Below are 18,713 nucleotides of genomic sequence, written 5' to 3'. Positions count from 1 at the left end.
GCCAGCACCGCAGACTGATACGGCGCTATTGAGTGATGGGGCAGGGAAGTGATTACTCCTGCTGTTGCGGTTCCCGAAAAATTTGCAGCGGGTTAGCGTCGCTTCGCTAGCACCCTCGCATTTTTCGTCTATTCGGGCAGCTAAAGACGGTTTGGCAGGGAAGGGGGTGATCCAGTCTCTGGGGTAGATGGGCGTGTTCCGCCGCGAGGCTTTTAGAGGTCAAATGGACAGCAGAGGGCGGCTTGTAGGGGCTACCGCCCCTGTTCTTTGTAGCATTGACATCTGTATTTAATATAAACAATGCAGTGACGCAGTTGGATGTTATTTATGTCCGGTCATCGCTTGATTTCATCTTGCTATCAGCCCCCGCAAAGAGGGCGGCGTTATATTTCCGGCGTATAGCGTCACCTTCTGGATCACAGTACACGTCCACAGGCTGGCCCTGATACTTCACTACAGCATGGCAGCCGCTCACCGCATCGACGCTGGCCAGCTCCTCTGGCCAATCCTCTACATCCAAGGGCGCAACCTCGTCCCCCTTGCGCAGGGCAAAGCAATACTCGACCCGATAAGAGCCGAGGTTGTCTTTAATCAGGATATGGCAACTGATGATCAGGCGATGGCCTGCAAACGGCCCTACAGAAAGAACCCCGCCACCAGACGCAGCAGGAGCGCCGCTAGGACGTACCCCAGCAGTGGGCGAAGCACCCACCGCCCCAGAAGTCGCAGCAGCGGCAGGAGAGGGCGCAGGGGCCTTGCTAGGCTTATCAATATATTCCGGCTTGATGAGGCCAAAATAGAGACAGAATCCAATAACACCCAGAAAAAACAGAATTTTAGGATCACGCAGAATCGAGCTACCCGCGATTGTATCCGTGACTTGGCCTGTTGTAGTTGAGTCGTAGAGTTTGAAAACATAGTTGGGCACCTTGTTGAATGGCTTGGCCTGCAGAACATCGGACATAGACGCGCCGCTGTTGTCCGCAAGATGCAAGACCGTTTTGTAACGCTTCCCAAAGCCCAATATCTTCATATTGGTGTGTCTGATCGCCGTCTCTGACGCGGCCCTGATCACGGCGTGAACCTTCTTGATGTTCGGGGTGGTAAAGACGAAATCCCAGTTGTGGTGACGGTGCATATCAAAGGCAACATCTATGGTTTCCGGTCGCCCGTCAGCCTTGGCAACTTCCGGCCCACCCGGATAATCGAGTCGGTCTAGGTCGCTCTGGCGCCATGCAGGCGGGAAGATCCGCTGCACTTCATCGACCAGAAAGAACACCCCCTTCGGTGCCCAGTGGTAGAAGCGGGCCAAGTGGTCGCGGCCCTCTTGGGCTTCCGTGTCGATATAAGTCACCTTGAACTCATCGGGCACAGCCTTACCCAGTACCTCTTTGCAGCGTTCGGCGGTGAACCCGCGAACGTTGGTGATGATGTGGCGGCCTGCCTTGATGGCGGGGATCACATCGGTGTGAATGGCGCCGGATGATTTGTAAGAGCCTGGCGCCCCGTGGTGGATCTTGATCGACATTTACCACCCCATGATGTTCAGCAGGAAGCGGGTAACAAAGGCTTGCGTCAGGATGGCCAGCCCCTTATCCAGATGGATATAGAGCAGCATCCCGCGAAACTGTGCGGGGAGGGCGTTGAAGGATTGCGAAACCATCTCGCTAAAATGAACGTTCACCAATATTTGCTTGGCCACATCCCACGAGAAGGAGAGCATAAACAATTTAAACTCTACCCATTGCACCGCCATTCTGATTGCCAGCCATGCCCCGAACTGGACAGCCAGCTGATAAATATCGTTGAAGAACGCCCCAAAGAAGTCGCTTAGCCACTCCATGACTCACCTCTTAAATATGATTGTGAACGCGATAAAGTAGAAAATGAACATCATCAGTGCCGCGATAATGTCCCAATATTCTTTTGATGATGGGCAGACCTTAAAATCCCTGCCGCCATAACTGAAAAAGTCGAAACACTCCATATACCCAGCAGAGCCGGACAAGTTGAAGTTAAAGAGCTCTTTCACCTCTTTGCCTATATCGGCATATTTGTCGGTAAGGGACTTGTTGAGTTTATCCAGCTCTTTTTGCTGGCTCTGTGCATCGAAAAAGCAGCCATCACCCTCACAGTGCCCCTTGTAGGTCGCTTGCTTGACGGCCAAGGGGTTAGCCGCAGATCCGGGCATTTTCCCATAATCGATGTCGCTGCCACCGTCACCGCCGCCGCCGCCAGTACCAATTCCGCCTTTCTGGATAGCTTCGGCAATCGTGCGTAAATTGCGGTTCATCTCGATGCTGTTATTTCTTAAATCCGGTGCCGTATTCCAGTAGAAGTTATTGAAGTTACTGTTTAGTGTGTGGATCTTCTCTTTAATCGATCCGATGTCATACGAATAGCCATTCAAGAGGCCATACATATTGGCGCCCATATTGTTCTGGGCAAAGTCAGGGCCAAACATATCCTGATGAAACTGCTTCAATTCGCCATGAATATTGGAGTTATCCCCAGCAGACGAACCACCAGAGCCGGAGCCCGAACCGGAGCCACCCGCTTTCATGGCGATTTGTTGAAGATAGTTTTCCGAGCGAGAGGAGAACAATTCAATCCCCTCCAGCTTGGAATTGGCAAAGCGCTGGAAATCAGCCATCTCCTGTAATAAATCCTTGGCGCGTTCCGTGGCATTAACGATGCGTGATGTATCGCCGCTGATCTCGTTTACCCGCTTATTTAACATGTCGTTATTTTGGGTAAGCGCACCAATATTCTTACCAAGGTTTTTATTGAGCTTGGCAATAGATGCGGATACAGAAGTCCCTGTTGCATCACCAATCACCGGTTCAAAGAAATCCCAATCCTTGGGCAAACCACCATTTTCCGAATTATTGCCCTCATCCGGTGTATTGCCGCTGCCGTCGGAGTCGCCGTTACCACTGCCATTTTCAGTCCAATTACAGGCCGTTCCGGTCGTCTCTACTGGCCCCTTGGTATTGGCTAAAGGCAATTCCACACACACGCCCTTGCAATCAACCAAACAACCACCCAGTTGTGATGAATCGAATTTAAGGCAGACAGGCAACCGAGTGGCAATCGTCACGTTTCCCAACTGGACACCGACAGGGCAGCCCGCAATTGCAAATGCCGCCGATGGAAATAACAGTAAAAGCCAACCTAAGCGCACATGGCCCCCAATATAAAAAAGGCGACCGGAGCCGCCTTAAATAGAGAAGGATGTTCGCCATCCCTCGACAAAGAACAAAAACCAGAGTGTCCCGATAAGCAGGGACATGGTTTAGGCTTTACGGATCAGGGAGATCACGATACCAGTAGCGGTCACCAGTGCGACAACCAGCAGCACCTTCGGAGAGGTGGCGGTTACGTCAGCCTGGGCGGCATCCATCGCTTTACCTGCCGCATCAGCAAGACCAGTTCCCTCGGCCATTGCCGCATTGGCAGACAGACCACACACAGCCGCAATGCACGCATTACGGAACAAGCCTGATACTTTTTTCATTATTTTATCCTCGTTTTGCACCAACAATTACACGGGCAATTGCGCCCAGTTTTACGCCTAAGACCCAGATAGCAAGGCCAGAGCCAAAGGCTATTCCCACAGTGGATATATCGAACTGAAACCAGTTTGATATATCCGTGAGTCTTGAATGCTCCTGAGCAGTCAGGAGCACGTAGTGACAGGCATCCCCCTCGGATAAACGGGCATATCCTTCGGCGGTGATATCAAGACAAAGCATGGTCGCGCCCTCGTCGTCGCTCGCTGCGCGCTCTCGCTCCTCCTCCTCGCGGCGCGGTGGTTAAACCGGTTTTTTGCTGGCTTGGTAGCCGACAACAACGTTGCGGGTCGGGTTCTGCGGGTCGGCTTCCAGCACCAGATCAATCGCCACCAGTTTCGGGCAATCGGCCATCTCCTTGATGGTGGCGGCATCGTTGCGAAGGGCCAGTTGGCGGACTTCATAACCCCAAGAAGTGATATTGCACTCGGGTTTGTTGACGTTATTTGCCGGAGCCAGATATTCCACCTGAGCGAAATCATAAGGCACCGGAGAGCCGGATTTACGGGATACACCAAAGCCGTGAGTAACGCGAGTTACCAAAATACCAGTGAGCAGGGACATATTATTTACCTCGTTGAAGAACCATTATCAGGTCGAAATTAGATTGTGTTCTCCCGATATAATCTCGGGAGGTAACGGCATTCTTAACCGCGCGGGAATATCATCTTCTCCCAGATGCGCTGTTAATTGGTTAACAATCACCGCAGGGGACAGCCCCTCGATATTTGCTAACCAATTAACAAGGCGGCCTGCCATCCGAGACATATTAAAAACAGCGTTGTCCCGACTGGTCTTGAATTTGTTTTTAAAGGTGGTCACACGAACCGGAGTAATATCGGCCTGTTTGACTTCATCCAGCCATTTTGAAAATTGCGGATACATCCCCGCAAAATACGGGTCGGGATTGATCAGCACATCGAGCGGGATAATCCGGTCTTTATTATGCAACTCGCCTTCGGCGCGAACCCAGTTTGGGTATTCTGCCGACTGCATCTGTTTTCCTTTCTCATATATCCGAGCGCACTTACCGTTGATCCGGCTGCCCACATAGAAAGAGCAACCCTTGGTCGGCGCCATGCCGTACCGCTTGGCGATACCCTTGGAGACTTCGGCAATCACAAACTCGCCCGATTCGATTTTCATCCATGACGGAGCGCGGCCCCGTTCTGGATGAAACTCGCCAGCCTCGGCGCCGGCAATCGCTCCCTGATAGGAGATCACCTCGCCGCTGTAGTCATCGAGCGCCAAATCCACCCGAGTGATACGGACGGCTGGAATGTGAGAGATAACGTTGTGCAAAGCTTGGAAATCGAGGGCTGCACAACCCACGCCGGAAAAACTGACCATGCAACCATGGTTGGCAGCACCCCAGCCAATCAGGCCGCAGGGCAGACCATCACAGAGCAGGTCGGCCGAGTTGGCGTAACCGTGCAAACCGGAACGGCGAGGGCGCATAGAGAAACGCGGGGCAGGGATGGGCACCCCGATCTTGTTATTGAGTTCTTCCAGCCACAACTCGATCTCGGCGCAGCACAGGGCATCGAGAAACTGCACCCCGTAGCTGTCGATCAAGTCGTTGTAGGCTTCCCAATACTTGGCACCCTCGACCACCTCAAACTGGGAGAACTCCAGCAGGGTAGAGCAGACGGCTTTCAGCTCCTTGCGCATGTCTGCGCGGGACTTATAGCCGGAGTGGAGCGCCTGCTCCATCATTTCGGTCATAGAGGGAGTGCATACAGGGGAGGGCGCCTTGACCAAGGGCAAGGGCGCGGCCTTGTCACAGAGGCGCTCTGTCACCTTGTCGAAGCGGGCGAGGGGATTGAACCCGCTGGGACGCTTCCACAGATAGCGCAGGCCCTCGACAGCAGGCGCCGCGAACGCAGCCTGGATGGCTTTGTTCTGGGTGTCAAAGCGCGGAATGGCTTTGAGCAGTGCGCCTTGCTTGGCAAGCTCGGTCATCCGGCGCAGTTCGTCCGGTGCCCAGGTGAAGGACAGATAATCGATCAGGGTTTTGTTGCCGATAACGCTATTTATCGGCATTACAGAGTTATGACCAGTCATCGAAAAAGACTCCCTGATCATAGAACCCTTGCCATGTGTCCTCAGTGACCTCGACCAGTTCAAAGACGGTATCGGGGTACGTCATGGACAGATAGACCCGCAGCTCGTGCAGGTCGCGGAACATCTCGACCTGACCCGCGATGCAGGCGGAGTAATCGCCAGTCGGCTCAGCCTGCCAATAGACCTTGCGCTCAATGAGAGCAGGCAGATCAAGGTTTTGTGGGCTAAAGTGGGTCATAGGTAGATAAGATTTATTATGAACTGACTGGATTGAATCAGATCTAAATCTAACTAACAACGGGTGACTTTTAGCCCAAATAAGTGTGTGATATGCCCACTGAAGCAAGCGAGGAAACAGCAAAATGGACTCAAAAGCCCTGATTCAGGCGTACATGAGAACCAAAAAGCTCACCCAATATCAGCAAGTCGCCGCTGAGCTTGGTTTTACCAAATCGCACATCTCCAGTTTGACCACTGGTAAGGTGCAACTCACTGATGCAACAGCAAAAAAGATTGCCGAGGAAATCGGCTTGGACGTGCAAGAAGTGCTGCTAAATCTGGCCGCTGTCAGGGAGACAGATCCAGAGCTAAAACGCGCTTGGTATGACATTTTAGCGAAGTACACAAAAGGTACAGGCACGGCTGTAGCCCTTGCGGTTGCTATGTTCCTGACCCCTAGCCACGGGACTGACATGACTGCGCATAATACATATTATGTTAAATGCGATATCTTGTTTTCTGTTCCCACTAAGTGAACTGTGTATAATGGCAACAATTGATCCTCTCTCCGACCGGATGTCTTAAGTGGCTGAATTAACATCAGAACAATTAAAACCTGCTTTTGCGATTGAACAGTTTCCAACCCTCAGCGAGCTAGAACCCATTCCGTTTGCTGCGCTGCAACCCAGAGCCATTTCTGCCATCAAACGGTTAGCCAGTTTTGATGGTGACTGCCCGGTCATGCTGCTCAACGGGTTCCCCGGCGCCGATTACGAAGATGTCTGCCGTACCCTGATTGCCGCCTCCAACGGCAAGGATGGCGATCTGTTCGACCTCTGCTACACCGAGAACCTCAACAACCCCTTTAAACCGATCTGGCTGCGCCTGCAACCAGGCACTGGTATCGAGTTCTGCGAGATGGTTGGCGAATTGCTCAAGCTGATGAGCCACCACCTTGATGCCGAGCGTCTGGTGACCCGCATCATGCGCAAGCAGAACAACGATCCCAAGATCGATGACTTCCTCTCCGATCTGGCCGCTCATGTTGCGCTGGGTCTGGAATTCCAGCATCCGGTGCTGATCAATCTGCTCATTCATCACGAAGAGCAGGAAGCGCCGGTGATCTACGGCCGTGACCTCAACTGGGATACTTTGTTTGGCTCCATCAACTACCAGACCGAGCAAGGCTCCGTCTATGCCAACCAGCACCTATTGGAGCCCGGTTTGCTACGTCAGGCCAACGGCGGTTATCTGATCCTGCAACTGGATGAACTGCTCGATCAGCCCCACCTCTGGTTCAAGCTCAAAAACGCCATGCAAAAAGGCGAGCTGGACTGGAACGCCTATCAGGAAGGCAAGACGCTGACCCCCTTCTTCACGCCGGAAGCGACCCCCATCAAGCTCAAGCTCATTCTGGTGGGTGATCGTCTCGATGTGGCCGAGTTCCAGATGCTGGATCGGGATATGTCCGAGCGTATCTTCCTGCGCGCAGACCTAGTCTCTGAAGTGAACATCGAAGAAGATCTGCAGGAGTTTTTGCAATATCTCGCCTGGCTGCGCGAACGTTGGGAACTGCTGGATTTCACTCCTGCCGCCCTCGCCGCGCTATGCCGTCACGCCAGCCGTCTGTGCGATCATCAGGAGTGGCTCTCCCTCTCCGAGGTGCAGCTCTCCGCCATCATGCGGATGGCTGATAGTCTGGCACGCGAACTGGAAGCTGACGTCGTCACCGACGAGCATATCCGCGGCGCGCTTGAGGAGCAGGATTACCGCCTCAACTATCTGGTCGAACAGTCCGATCAGGGGGTTATCGATGGGCAGATCCTGCTGCAGACCGATGGTGAAGAGATTGGCCAAATTAATGGTCTCTCCGTCATTCAGGTCTCCGGTCACCCATATGACTTCGGTGAACCGGTACGTCTGACCGCCACCGTTCATCTGGGTGATGGCGACGTGGCGGATATCGAACGCAAGGCAGAGCTGGCCGGCCACATCCATGCCAAGGCGATGATGATCATTCACGGCTACCTCTCTAACAAGTTTGGTGCCGAGAACCCCTCTCCTCTCTCCGCCAATCTGGTGTTCGAGCAGTCCTATCACGAAATTGATGGCGACAGCGCCTCGCTGACCGGTCTGTGTGCCCTGCTCTCTGCCCTCGCCCGCCAGCCCATTTATCAGCACTTTGCGGTAACGGGTGCAGTCGACCAGTTTGGCAATGTGCAGGCCGTTGGCGGCGTCAACGAGAAGATCGAAGGCTTCTTCCGGGTGTGCAAGATCCACGGTCTGACCGGCAAGCAAGGCATCCTGCTGCCCGGCACCAACGCCCAGCAGCTCAACCTCTCTGATGAGGTGATCGCCGCCGTCGAAGCGGGCCAGTTCCATATCCACCCCGTGGATCATGTGGAAGAGGCCATCGAGCTCTTGACTGGCTGTGTGGCGGGTGAACCTGACATGCCCGATACCCTGTTCGGCCGCATTCAGGAGCGACTGGATGAGCTGAACGGCAGCACGGCGAAAGTCGGGCTGCTACGCGCCCTTCTTGATCGGCTGTTTGGCCGCTAATGAAGTGATCGGAGTTGTTTAGCGCACATCTGTACGCTAAATTGGCGCAGCTTTACTCATTTGAAGGAAACTCAGCGTGACCGTAGACAATTCGACCCTGGAAGCCCGCCTTTCCCTGTGTGAACAGGGCAAGAACTCTTTTACCCGTGAAGAGCTGCTGGCTTGCAGCCGTGGCGAACTCTTTGGTGAGGGTAACAGTCAGCTGCCCGCCCCCAACATGTTGATGATGGATCGCATCGTCAAGATCAATGACAACGGTGGCGAGCACGGCAAGGGCGAGATCCTGGCAGAGCTCGACATTACCCCCGATCTCTGGTTCTTCGATTGCCACTTCCCGGGTGATCCCGTGATGCCTGGCTGTCTCGGTCTGGATGCCATGTGGCAGCTGGTTGGCTTCTTCCTCGGCTGGAAAGGCGGCCCGGGCAAAGGCCGTGCGCTGGGTGTCGGTGAAGTGAAATTTACCGGCCAGATCCTGCCGACCGCCAAGAAAGTGACCTACAAGATCACCTTCAAGCGGGTCATCAATCGCAAACTGGTGATGGGCATTGCCGATGGTGTCGTTGAAGTTGACGGTCGCCCCATCTACAGCGCAACCGACCTGAAAGTGGGCCTGTTCCAGGACACCACCGCATTCTGATTGATGCGAACCTGAATGTGGCGAAAGCCACAACGCAAAGGGGCCACAACGGCCCCTTTCCTTTTATAATGAGTGTAATGAAGTAACTTACTTCATGAAGAGGCCTGAGCCCCGCCCTTCCATGGCATCTCGCCAACCACCAAGCCAGTGCCCACGGGCATCCAGACATTGATACGGACACGCTTCTTTCTGTTTGCCGACCACGCCAGCCTGATAACCACGAGCACGAGCTCTTTCCAGACGGTCCCGTTTCTGTCTCTTCATCATCTACGACCCTCTTCGTGGAACAAAAAAAGCGACCAATTCTTCATCGGTCGCTTTCATCTTTACCCCAGCAGGGAGGGAGGGTCAAACAAAAATTTCCATGCTAACCCCCCTCTGTGACATAAGGCACTGAACTCAATTAAATTTAAATTACAGGAAACTTATTCCTGATTTTTGAGTCCTTCCAGCTCTTCCCAACGAGCAAATGCCTCCTCCAGCGCGGTCTCAGCGGCACTCAATGCGGCCAGTTTGGGCTGGGTCTGCTCGCTTGGCAGGGAGAAGAAACCGGGCTGGTTGATCTCTCCTTGCAGCGCGTCAAGTTCGGCTTCCAGCTGCTCAAGACGCGCCGGCAGACCATCCAGTTCAAGCTGCAGCTTGTAGGAGAGTTTTTTGCCTTTCTTCGGCGCTTCGGGCGCAACGGCAACGACCGACTCTGGCGCCTTGACCGGTGTGCTCTTGGTCTGTTGCTGAACACGCTGCTGCTCGCGGGTCGCCATCATGTCGGCATAGCCGCCCACGTAGTCGCTGATGCGGCCATCCCCCTCAAACAGCCAGCAACCGGTTACCGTATTGTCGATAAAGCGACGGTCATGACTTACCAGCAGCAGAGTGCCCGGATAGTCCGCTAGCAGCTCTTCCAGCAGCTCCAGAGTCTCGACGTCGAGATCGTTGGTCGGTTCATCGAGGATCAGCAGGTTGCTGGGTTTAAGGAACAGCTTGGCCAGCAGCAGACGGTTTTTCTCACCGCCAGAGAGCGCCTTGACCGGCGTTCTGGCCCGCTTGGGCTCGAACAGGAAGTCCTGCAGGTAGCCGAGGATGTGGCGGGAGCGACCGCGCACCATCACCTCCTGCTTGCCCTCCCCGACGTTGTCCACCACCGTCTGCTCGGGATCGAGTTGTTCGCGGTACTGATCGAAGTAGGCCACTTCCAGATTGGTGCCCTGACGTACCGAGCCACGAGTGGCATCTAGCTGGCCCAGCAACAGCTTGATCAGGGTCGACTTGCCGCATCCGTTGGGGCCAACCAGCGCAATCTTGTCGCCACGCAGCACCTGCAGATCCAGCCCCTCGAACAGGGTGCGATCACCAAAGTCGAGCCCCAGCCCTTCCGCCTCGAATACAAGCTTGCCGGAGCGGCTCGCCTCGTCGAGTTGCAACTTGGCTTTACCCTGCAGCTCGCGACGCTGGGTACGCTCCATGCGCATCGCCTTGAGGGCGCGCACTCGCCCCTCATTACGGGTGCGGCGCGCCTTGATCCCCTGGCGTACCCACACCTCCTCCTGAGCCAGCTTGCGATCGAACTCGGCATTTTTCAGCTCTTCGACCCGTAACCACTCCTCTTTGCCCTGCTGGTACTCATCATAGTTACCCGGCCAGGAGGTGATCACGCCGCGATCCAGATCGATGATCCGGGTCGCCAGCTTGTGGATAAACTCACGGTCGTGGGAGATAAACACGATGGCACCACGGAAATCCTTGAGGAACTCTTCCAGCCAGTTGATGGCCTCGATATCCAGGTGGTTGGTCGGTTCGTCCAACAGCAGCAGATCGGGATCGCATGCCAATGCACGGGCCAACGCCACCTTGCGCAGCCAGCCACCAGAGAGACTGTCGAGGGTCACGTCAGGATCAAGACCAAGCAGGGTCAGCACCTGATTGATACGGGTCTCGTACTGCCAGCCATTCTGATAATCAAGCTGCTCCTGCAGCTGGCTCATCTTGCGAATGTTGGCATCGGACGGGTCACTCGCCAGCGCCATGGAGACGTGGTGATACTGCTTGAGGAGCTCACCGACGCCGGCCAGCCCTTCGGCGGCGTAATCAAACACGGTGAGCTCGCTCGAGGTGGGCGGATCCTGCTCAAGACGAGTCACTTTCAGATCCTGCTGCAACACCAGACGGCCATCATCGAGCGGCAATTCGCCTGCAATAACCTTCATCAGGGTGGACTTGCCCGCCCCGTTGCGGCCCACCAGACAGAGGCGCTCGCCTCGCTCGATGGTCAGCTCGGCCTTGTCGAGCAACGGAAAATCACTGAACGACAGACACCCGCCGTGCAATGTTAAAAGAGCCATGTTCGTTCCTTATCTCATATGAAAAAACGGGCAACAGACTGGGTCTGCCCCCGTTTCATCGTCAAATCACAAATCAACCCTGACGAGCGAGCCAGCCCTTGAGCTCCACCAGCGTGAAGGGCCAGCCCAGCTCGCGGCCAGCCTCGTCCCGCAGCACCGGAATACGCACCCGATAGGCCTCAAGCCAGCCGGTATCGTCCATGATGTCGCAGCGGCGGGTCACATCGCCTGCCCCCGCCTCCTCCACCAGCGCCCACGCCTGCTCACACAGGTGGCAACCGTCGGTGTGAAACAGGGTCAGCATCAGGCCTCAGCCCCACTATCGGCATGGGTGATGATCCAGCAGTTGTGAATGTGCTGGTTGCGCTCGAAATCCTTCGGCCGGGTTTTGCCAGTGATGTTCTGCGCCTTAAGACCAATGGCCTCAAGACCGGCCAAATCCATCTTGAAGTGGCGCTTGTTGTTGGAGAAGACCAGGGTGCCACCAGCAGCCAGCAGCCGTTTCAGGTGCTGCATCAGCAGCAGGTGATCGCGCTGTACATCGAAGCTCTCGTCCATCCGCTTGGAGTTGGAGAAGGTGGGCGGATCGATAAAGATGAGGTCGTACTGCTCGTCCGCTTCCGACAGCCACTTCAGGCAGTCGGCCTGGACAAACTTGTGCTGACGGCCCACCAGCGAGTTGAGGCGCATGTTGTCCTGTGCCCAGTTGAGGTAGGTGCGCGACATATCCACTGTGGTGGTTTCGCTTGCACCGCCAAGACCCGCGTGCACGGTGGCACTGCCGGTATAGGCAAACAGGTTCAGGAAGCGCTTGCCCTTGGCCATCTGACCCAGCATGCGGCGGGTCTGACGGTGGTCAAGGAACAGACCGGTATCGAGGTAGTCGTAGAGGTTGACCCACAGACGGGCACCATACTCCTGCACTTCCATCCGATGCTGCTCTTCGGAGAGCTTCTGGTACTGCTGCTTGCCCTCCTGACGCTCGCGCACTTTCAGGATCACCTTCTCGCCGTCCATGCCGGTCACCTTGATGGCGGCCTGCACCATGTCGAGCAGACGCTGACGGGTCTTCTGGGCGGGGATATCCTTGGGCGCCGCATACTCCTGCACCACCAGATAGTCCTGATAGCGGTCGATGGCGGCGTTGTACTCAGGCAGGTCGGCGTCGTAGAGACGGTAGCAGTCGAGATTCTCTTTCTTGGCCCACTTCTCGAGCGCCTTCAGATTCTTGCGCAGACGGTTGGCAAAGTCCTGCGCCACCTCTTTTTGCGAGGCGACGGCATCGAGCGCGATCTGGTAGTTACGCAGCTGACACTCAAGGGCACCGTTGAACAGGCGATATTGCTTGTCGGCGCGCAGGCGCAGACAGCTGAGCAGCTCGGGAGATGCGGACAGAATGGAGACTCTCCACCCCTGGAAGCTGCGACGCAAGGCATCGCCGAGGGCCTGATGCACTTCCAGCAGGGCCGGGAATTCGCCAAGACGCTCGCCGTAGGGCGGGTTGGATATAAGCATGCCGACCTGACGGGCCTCCCCTTCCACTGCAGGCATCTGCAGAGGATTTTCCAGCTTGGTGACATCGGCCTGCTTGAAGGTGATGAGGTGAGCGACACCGGCGGCTTTTGCGTTGTCACGGGCTTTGAGCAGCACGCGCGAATCGGCATCACAACCGAACAGTTTCACCTCGCAGCGCTGCATGCCACGTTTGGCTCGCACTTGCGCTTCCATCATCAGGCTTTGCCACAGCTCGCTATCGTGCTGCAGCCAGCGATCAAAACCGAAGCGCTCACGGCGCAGCGCCGGCGCCATATCGGCAGCGATAAAGGCCGCTTCAATCAACAGCGTACCGGAACCGCACATCGGGTCCATCATGGGCTCGCCGGCCCAACCGCTACGGGCAATCATGGCGACCGCCAGGTTCTCTTTGAGCGGTGCTTCACCTGTGCCCTGACGATAGAAACGCTGATGCAGCGCCGGGCCTGACAAGTCCAGCGTGATATTGGCCTTGCCTTTGCCCAGATGCGCCATGATGCGAATATCCGGCGATTTCTTGTCCACGTCCGGGCGCACATGACCGCGCTTGGTAAAACGATCGACGATGGCATCCTTGATCTTCAACGCACCATATTGGGTATTGCGAATGGAGGCGTTGGTACCGGTAAAGTCCACCGCAATGGTGGCGGTGCCGGAGAAGTGCTCTTCCCAGGGGATGGTATGCGCGCCCAGATAGAGATCCAGATCGTCGTTCATCTGGAACTCGGAGAGCACCAGTACGATGCGGGAAGCCAGACGGCTCCAGAGACAGGCCTTGTAGCCCACCGCCAGTTCGCCTTTGAAGTGGACGCCAGCCACGGTCTCACGGACCTGCTCTGCGCCCAGATTGGTCAGCTCGTCGGCCAACAGGTTTTCCAGCCCCTTGGGGCAGGTTGCAAAAAATTCTTTCATCACGCTCACGGGGAACCCATAAAAATAGTCCCGCATTATACCTCATCAGGTCACTCTGAGCATGCAAAAGTGGCTGACAATGACAGGAGATACGGTGCAACAAGCGTCTATTGACCCCTTTCCGTAGAACCTTAAAAACCGCCAGTCCCCCCCTTCCCCGATTTTTGTCCTGCACACGTCGATCCAGTTTTAAAAAATCCACACACATCAACTTATTGGACAACAATTAGGAAGCCTCGACCCATGTTACCCGGATACAAATAACGCCAGTGAACGAGTCACCCTTATGACCAAAACCATCCTTGTTGTGGAAGACTCCGCCAGCATCAGAGCCACCATTACCATGACGCTGCAAAGCGCCGGTTTTAGCGTGATCGAAGCGGATGATGGCAACGCGGCCCTCTCCCGTCTCGATGGCCAGCGGGTACATCTCATCATCTCCGATCTCAACATGCCGGGCATGGACGGGATGACACTGCTGCGCCATCTCAAGACACAGGCAACCACCCGCTATATTCCGTTCATCATGCTGACGACGGAAGACTCGCCCGAGATCCGCCAGGAGGGATTCGATGCCGGTGCCCGTGTCTGGCTGACCAAGCCATTCGAGCCGCTGAAGCTTATCGATGACGTCTACAAGGTGGTGCAACCATGATAGGGAGCACAAGGTATGAGCTTTGAACTGGATATTATGCACGCACCCCCAACAGCCATTCTCACGGGGGAGTTCACCGTCATGACGGTGGCAGAGCTGCAAGACGATCTCTTCAGTCTGCTCAACTTTCCAGTTGCCTTGCTGGATTTGAGCCAGCTTGAGGCGCTCGATAGCTGCGGTGCCCAGCTTGTCGCCCTCCTCCAGCAAGAGGCCAATAGCCAGGGCAAGCGGCTGCGGATCAAGACGGGAGATGGCAGTGAAGCCGAACTGGCGCTGGGCCAGCTCGGGTTGCTTTCTTCCCTGACCAGAGCGGAGGGGCCAGATGGACGTCAATAAAGCGCGCACCCTCTTTTTCGAGGAGGCCTACGAGCAGTGTGATCATCTGGAGCAGGCGCTCCTTGATCGCGAAAGCTATCCGGCCAATCCCGAAACCAACAATCTGATGTTTCGTACCGCCCATACCATCAAGGGTTCAGCCAGCATGCTGGGCCTCACCATGCTGGTACGCTTCGCCCACGCCATGGAGAACATGCTGGCACGGCTACGCAGCGGCGAGTTGCAGCTCGATGAGCATCTGATCAACCTGCTGCTGGCCTGCAATGATCAGCTACGCGACCTGTTGCAAGGGGCGGAGCACAACCCCGAGCTGCCGCAGACCGAAACCCAACAGATCCTGGCCCTGCTTTCCCAACTGCAGGGCCATCAAAGTTTGCCAACCCAACCGGTCGTAGTGCCGCCACAAAGCGTGCCCCCTTCACAGGATCTCAAGCGCTGGCACCTCTCTGTACGTTTTTATCCCGCGCTCTATCAGGATGGCTTCGACCTGCTGGCCTTTATCCGCTATCTCGGCAATCTGGGCGAGATCGTCTTCATCAAACCGGTCTGGCACGAATGGCCGCCCCTTCAATTGCTCGACCCGACTGAGTGTTTCCTGGGCTATGAAATTGGCCTGCGCAGTGCTGAGTCTCCCGAGCGGATCCGCAGTACCTTCGACTTTGTCGCTCATGCCAGCATCATCTGCCTGCTGACGCCTCATCAGGATCTCGCCGAGTTTGCTGCGCAAGGTGAACGGCTGGCCCAGTGGCGCAACGAACCGCTGACGGCCCAGCTTGCCCGCTGGGAGGCTGCCGATGTCCTGAGCCGTGAAGAGGCGGCCGCCATTGAGCGGGGCGACTATCGCCGTGGCCAAACCAGCGAAACAGACAGCGCATCCCTCCCCCCTTTAGCATCAGTGTCACAACCTGCGCAGCCAGAGCCGGAACTGCCGGTAACACCTCAGCCCAAGCCCGCCCCGCTGCGCAGTGAAGGGCACTACATTCGCATTGAGGCGGCGAAACTGGACAGGCTGATCAACCGGGTCGGCGAACTGGTGATCGCCACCTCAGCGACAACCCTGCAGGCCAGATTGCGAGGAGATGCCGAGCTGGTCGAGTCGGTGGCCGCCGTCAATACGCTGGTCGAGGGGATCCGCGACGACGCCCTTACCCTGCGCATGGTGCCCATCAACGAGATCTTCAACCGCTTTCCGAGGCTGGTACACGAACTCTCCCAGCAGACCGGCAAGAACATCAGCCTGCACATCAACAACGCCGAAACCGATATCGACAAATCCATGGTCGAGAAGCTGACCGACCCCCTGATGCATCTGGTGCGCAACGCCGTCGATCACGGCATCGAGGATGAGGCGCAGCGCCTTGAGGCTGGCAAGGCGGCTGGCGGCGTGATCACCCTGAACGCTTATCACGACGCAGGCGCCGTAGTGGTTGAAGTGAGCGACGATGGTCGCGGCATCGATCGCGACAAGATCCTGGCCAAGGCCCAGACGATGGGCATGGCTCAGGAGGGAAAAGTCCTGAGCGAGCAGGAGATATTCCAGTTCCTGTTCCAACCCGGCTTCTCAACCGCCAGCGGTGTCAGCGATCTTTCGGGTCGCGGTGTCGGGCTCGATGTGGTCAAACGCAATCTGGAGTCCCTGCGGGGCGAGACCACCATCGAGAGCCATCTTGGCCGTGGCACAACGTTTCGCCTGCGGCTCCCCCTGACCCTCGCCATCATCGACGGTTTTCGCATCGAGGTGGATCACTCCTCTCTGGTGATCCCCCTCGACATGATGCTCGAGTGCATTGACCTGCCGCCGGATGCCCTCGATACCCCCTCGCGCCAGATCAATATCCGCGGCGAGTGGGTGCCCTTTATCGTACTGCGCGAGCTGTTTGCCCTTCCCCCCGCCGACGAGCCCGAGTTTGTCGTTATCGTCGACTATGCCGACAACCGAGCCGGCATTGTGGTGGATCGTCTGATTGGCGAAGTGCAGGCGGTGATCAAACCACTCGGAGAGCTGTTCAGGACGCTGCGATATGTCAGCGGTTCAACCATTTTGGGCAATGGCCAGCCGGCCCTCATTCTTGATGTGCCACAGCTTATCGAGCTGGCCAGACGACGAGAGTTGCACTTGATCCATCAGCATGCAGATGCCATCTCCGGCAACCGAACCTGATTGACCACATACTGTTATCAACCGCTTTAACGGAGTCAAAACCATGGACTGGTTTCACAACTTGCAAGTCAGAACAAAACTGGTGCTCTCGTTTTCCATTTTGATGGTGCTGCTGGTGACCTTGACCGTCACCAGCTACTACTCCACCAAAACGATGGCACTACTGGTTAAAAACATGCACGCCAACCAACTGGTGCCCATTCGGGATCTGGCCAACGCCAACATGCAGGCGATCTACATGAACCGGGCTCTCTATCGCTACGTGCTGGAGACCAAGGAGGAGAGCAGAAAGCTCAACGCAGGCAACATCCTGCGTTACGAGAGTCAGCTCAACAAACTGCTCGATACCTATCGCAAAACCTATCTGACCCAACCGGAAATCGATGCGCTGGCCCGCTTCGATCAATCCTGGGTCACCTACAAGTCCTATGCCGATATCATCATGCGCACCGCGCAGTCGGACACCGGCGACAATGTCAACAACCAGAAGGCCGCCCAGATCATGGCCGAGCAAGGCCGTCCAGCCTTTGACAAGTCAGATGATCTGCTGACCGAGCTGGTCAATATCAATGACCGCCTCGCCACCCAGTCGTTGCAAGAGAGTGAAGATATCTATCAGGACAACCTGAGCCTGCTGATCCTCATCTCCTGCACTGCCTTTGTTATCTGTCTCATCCTGGCCATGCTGGTCACCCGCAGCATCTTGCGCCAGCTGGGTGGCGACCCCTCCTATACCGTGCAGGTGGTTTCCCGTGTCGCCGCCGGGGATCTCTCGACCCCGGTCAAGCTGCGCAGCGATGACAGCAGCAGCCTGCTCTTTGCCATCAAGAGCATGGCTCATCGCCTCTCCGATATTCTCAACGAGGTGGGCGCCATGTCAGAGGCCATCGGCTCGGCCTCTGAACAGGTCGCTGCCACCGCCAACTCGCTGTCGCAAACCTCCTCCGAACTGGCCTCCAGCGTCGAGCAGACCAGCGCCTCCGTCGAGGAGATGGCGGCCACCGTCAGCCAGAACGCCGACAATGCCAAGGTCACCGAGAATATCTCCACCAAGGCGGCCAGCAGTGCCACCGAAAGCGGCAAGGCGGTGGGCGAGATGGTTCACGCCATGAAGGAGATCGCCTCGCGCATCACCGTCATCAATGACATCGCCAACAAGACCGATCTGCTGGCCATCAACGCCGCCATTGAAGCGGCCCGCGCCGGTGAACACGGTAAGGGTTTTGCCACCGTGGCGGCCGAGGTACGCAAACTGGCGGAGCGCTCGCAAAATGCCGCCAAGGAGATTGGCGAGCTGGCTGGCCGCTCGGTCAGCGTTGCCGAACAGGCCGGCACCCTGCTGCGGGAGATGCTGCCGGGGATCGATCAGACTGCCACTCTGGTGCAGGAGATCGCATCGGCCTCCCGTGAACAGCGGGCCAGCGTCTCCCAGATCAATATTGCAGTGACCCAGATCAGTGATGGTATGCAGGCCTCCGCTGCCTCGGCCGAGGAGCTGAGTTCCACCTCGGAAGAGCTGAGCTCCACCGCTCTGCAACTGCAGGAGCTGATGCAGCAGTTCACCCTGCGCGGCGGCAACAACCGTCAGCCCACCCAGTTTCATGCCGCCGGTTACAGTGCCAGACCGGCCATCCCGAAAAAGAGCACGCTGAACCAACACCTGCACCATGACGACGATCTGGAGCGGGAAGTAGACGATGGCAAGTTCAGCAACTATTAGGAG

18 protein-coding genes are annotated in these 18,713 nt (G+C 56.4%); 7 read left to right on the top strand and 11 right to left on the bottom strand.

The window, feature by feature from the left end:
* Positions 1–325: 325 nt before the first annotated feature.
* From AACR93_RS11055 to AACR93_RS11025, 7 genes are all read right to left on the bottom strand, one after another.
* Positions 326–1,528, bottom strand: coding sequence for a zonular occludens toxin family protein (locus AACR93_RS11055; RefSeq protein ID WP_082044097.1), 1,203 nt, complete (start codon positions 1,526–1,528; stop codon positions 326–328).
* Complete coding sequence (locus AACR93_RS11050; protein WP_043850800.1) at positions 1,529–1,843, bottom strand: DUF2523 family protein; 315 nt, start codon at positions 1,841–1,843, stop codon at positions 1,529–1,531.
* A 3-nt stretch (positions 1,844–1,846) separates the two neighbouring features.
* The gene (locus AACR93_RS11045; RefSeq protein WP_156152943.1) at positions 1,847–3,184 is read right to left on the bottom strand and encodes a hypothetical protein; all 1,338 of its coding nucleotides are present in this window, start codon (positions 3,182–3,184) and stop codon (positions 1,847–1,849) included.
* Between the two features lie 111 nt (positions 3,185–3,295).
* Positions 3,296–3,517, bottom strand: coding sequence for a hypothetical protein (locus AACR93_RS11040; RefSeq protein WP_043850799.1), 222 nt, complete (start codon positions 3,515–3,517; stop codon positions 3,296–3,298).
* A 298-nt stretch (positions 3,518–3,815) separates the two neighbouring features.
* On the bottom strand, positions 3,816–4,136 hold the full coding sequence (locus AACR93_RS11035) for a hypothetical protein (RefSeq protein ID WP_031227589.1): 321 nt from the start codon (positions 4,134–4,136) through the stop codon (positions 3,816–3,818).
* 27 nt (positions 4,137–4,163) lie between these two features.
* Positions 4,164–5,636 carry a replication initiation factor domain-containing protein gene (locus AACR93_RS11030; RefSeq protein WP_043850798.1) on the bottom strand — a complete coding sequence of 491 codons (1,473 nt, stop codon included), beginning with the start codon at positions 5,634–5,636 and terminating at the stop codon, positions 4,164–4,166.
* On the bottom strand, positions 5,623–5,874 hold the full coding sequence (locus AACR93_RS11025; RefSeq protein WP_043850797.1) for a hypothetical protein: 252 nt from the start codon (positions 5,872–5,874) through the stop codon (positions 5,623–5,625). Before AACR93_RS11025 ends, AACR93_RS11030 begins: the two co-directional genes overlap by 14 nt.
* A gap of 124 nt (positions 5,875–5,998) precedes the next feature.
* Here AACR93_RS11025 and AACR93_RS11020 point away from each other — a divergent pair, with 124 nt between their 5' ends.
* From AACR93_RS11020 to fabA, 3 genes are all read left to right on the top strand, one after another.
* Positions 5,999–6,391, top strand: a complete 393-nt coding sequence (locus tag AACR93_RS11020; protein ID WP_043850796.1) for a helix-turn-helix domain-containing protein — start codon at positions 5,999–6,001, stop codon at positions 6,389–6,391.
* A 49-nt stretch (positions 6,392–6,440) separates the two neighbouring features.
* Entirely contained in the window at positions 6,441–8,417 is a 1,977-nt protein-coding gene (locus AACR93_RS11015) for a Lon protease family protein (RefSeq protein ID WP_033113553.1), read from the top strand.
* A 76-nt stretch (positions 8,418–8,493) separates the two neighbouring features.
* The gene (gene fabA, locus AACR93_RS11010) at positions 8,494–9,054 is read left to right on the top strand and encodes a 3-hydroxyacyl-[acyl-carrier-protein] dehydratase FabA (RefSeq protein WP_033113552.1); all 561 of its coding nucleotides are present in this window, start codon (positions 8,494–8,496) and stop codon (positions 9,052–9,054) included.
* A gap of 87 nt (positions 9,055–9,141) precedes the next feature.
* Here fabA and rmf read toward each other — a convergent pair whose 3' ends face one another.
* The 4 genes from rmf to rlmKL form a co-directional block, all read right to left on the bottom strand.
* Positions 9,142–9,321: a ribosome modulation factor gene (rmf, locus tag AACR93_RS11005; protein WP_005315693.1), complete on the bottom strand. Its 180-nt coding sequence runs from the start codon at positions 9,319–9,321 to the stop codon at positions 9,142–9,144.
* A gap of 158 nt (positions 9,322–9,479) precedes the next feature.
* Positions 9,480–11,393 carry an ATP-binding cassette ATPase Uup gene (gene uup / locus AACR93_RS11000; protein ID WP_043850795.1) on the bottom strand — a complete coding sequence of 638 codons (1,914 nt, stop codon included), beginning with the start codon at positions 11,391–11,393 and terminating at the stop codon, positions 9,480–9,482.
* Between the two features lie 73 nt (positions 11,394–11,466).
* Complete coding sequence (locus AACR93_RS10995; RefSeq protein ID WP_043850794.1) at positions 11,467–11,697, bottom strand: glutaredoxin family protein; 231 nt, start codon at positions 11,695–11,697, stop codon at positions 11,467–11,469.
* The gene (gene rlmKL / locus AACR93_RS10990; RefSeq protein WP_043850793.1) at positions 11,697–13,874 is read right to left on the bottom strand and encodes a bifunctional 23S rRNA (guanine(2069)-N(7))-methyltransferase RlmK/23S rRNA (guanine(2445)-N(2))-methyltransferase RlmL; all 2,178 of its coding nucleotides are present in this window, start codon (positions 13,872–13,874) and stop codon (positions 11,697–11,699) included. The genes AACR93_RS10995 and rlmKL overlap by 1 nt, the downstream gene beginning before the upstream one ends.
* Before the next feature lie 250 nt (positions 13,875–14,124).
* On the opposite strand from rlmKL, the gene AACR93_RS10985 reads away from it, so the two are divergent.
* The 4 genes from AACR93_RS10985 to AACR93_RS10970 are packed head-to-tail and all read left to right on the top strand — an operon-like array spanning position 14,125 to position 18,710.
* Positions 14,125–14,493 (top strand): response regulator, encoded by a 369-nt coding sequence (locus AACR93_RS10985; protein WP_043850792.1) that lies wholly within the window; start codon positions 14,125–14,127, stop codon positions 14,491–14,493.
* Positions 14,494–14,508: 15 nt separating this feature from the next.
* Complete coding sequence (locus AACR93_RS10980) at positions 14,509–14,829, top strand: STAS domain-containing protein (RefSeq protein WP_043850791.1); 321 nt, start codon at positions 14,509–14,511, stop codon at positions 14,827–14,829.
* Entirely contained in the window at positions 14,816–16,990 is a 2,175-nt protein-coding gene (locus tag AACR93_RS10975; RefSeq protein WP_043850790.1) for a chemotaxis protein CheA, read from the top strand. The genes AACR93_RS10980 and AACR93_RS10975 overlap by 14 nt, the downstream gene beginning before the upstream one ends.
* A gap of 43 nt (positions 16,991–17,033) precedes the next feature.
* Entirely contained in the window at positions 17,034–18,710 is a 1,677-nt protein-coding gene (locus AACR93_RS10970) for a methyl-accepting chemotaxis protein (RefSeq protein ID WP_043850789.1), read from the top strand.
* Positions 18,711–18,713 lie beyond the last annotated feature (3 nt).

It is taken from the genome of Aeromonas sp. L_1B5_3, assembly GCF_963866575.1.
Lineage (GTDB): Bacteria > Pseudomonadota > Gammaproteobacteria > Enterobacterales > Aeromonadaceae > Aeromonas > Aeromonas jandaei.
This window is presented reverse-complemented; position numbering and strand designations above follow the sequence as displayed.